We start from the raw sequence: 1,025 nt of genomic DNA on the forward strand, positions 1-1,025 counted from the left end.
CGACGTCGCGCTGCGCGGCACGCTCTCCCCCGCCGGGCCGGGCGCCGGGGCCCGGCTGCGCGCGGCCGCCCGCTCCTCGGCCCTGTGGATCTCCGGCGCCGCGGCGGTCCTCCTGGCCGCGATCGCCGTCTTCGCCTTCGCCGCAGCCGGCGCGGAGTCCCGCGCTGGCCACTACGACTCGTTCAAGCCCGAGGGCGCCCACGCCTTCGTGGCGCTGCTGGGCGCGCACGGGGCGGACGTCGCCACCACGCAGTCGCGCGACGAGGCGCTCGCGCTGGCCGATCGGCCGGACACGACCGTCGTCGTCGCCCGGCCCGATGCGATGGCCGCCGAGGACGCAGCGGAGCTTGCCACCCGGGTGGGCCGGCGCGGCGGTGACCTCGTGCTCGTCGCCCCCGACTCCGGCACCGCCAGCTTCACGCAGGCCATCACGGCCGGCCTGGGCGGCGGCGCCGGCACCGGCGCCGTGGAGCCCGGGTGCGGCGCGCGCCTGGCTGCGCGCGCCGGGCCCGTCACGGCCCCGCAGGTGACCTACGGCGCTGTGGGCCACCAGCGCGTCGACGTCTGCTACCGGCCCGCGGGGGCCCAGGCCGGCTACGGGGGCCTGGCCCGCACCCAGCTGGGCCGCGGCTCGCTCGTCGCGCTCGGCAGCGCTGATTGGCTCTCGAACGCCCACCTCGCGGACGAGGGCAACGCCGCCCTGGCCCTCGGCGCCGCCGGCGGCCACCGCTCCGTCGTCTACTACTACGCGCAGGACGAATCCTCGCTCGGCGGTGCCGACGACGGCGGCACCCTCCTGGGCGCGGTCCCGCCGTGGTTCCGCGCGGCGCTCCTGTGGCTCATCCCCGTGGCCGCCGCGCTGCTGCTGTGGCGCGGGCGCAGGCTCGGCCCCCTGGCGGTCGAGCGGCTGCCCGTGGTGGTCCCGCCCATCGAGACCGTGCTCGGCCGCGCGGGCCTGCTCCAGCGCGCCGGCGCCCGCGACCGGGCGCTGGCGGACCTGCGGACCGGGGCGCTGCTGCGCCTGG

The 1,025-nt window shown here is 79.7% G+C and carries 1 protein-coding gene; it reads left to right on the plus strand.

Annotation, left to right across the window (positions count from 1 at the left end; genetic code table 11):
* On the plus strand, nucleotides 1-1,025 hold a 1,025-nt coding region (locus GSY69_RS13780), incomplete at both ends, for a DUF4350 domain-containing protein (protein WP_160954396.1).

This window comes from Brevibacterium rongguiense (assembly GCF_009857845.1).
GTDB lineage: Bacteria > Actinomycetota > Actinomycetes > Actinomycetales > Brevibacteriaceae > Brevibacterium > Brevibacterium rongguiense.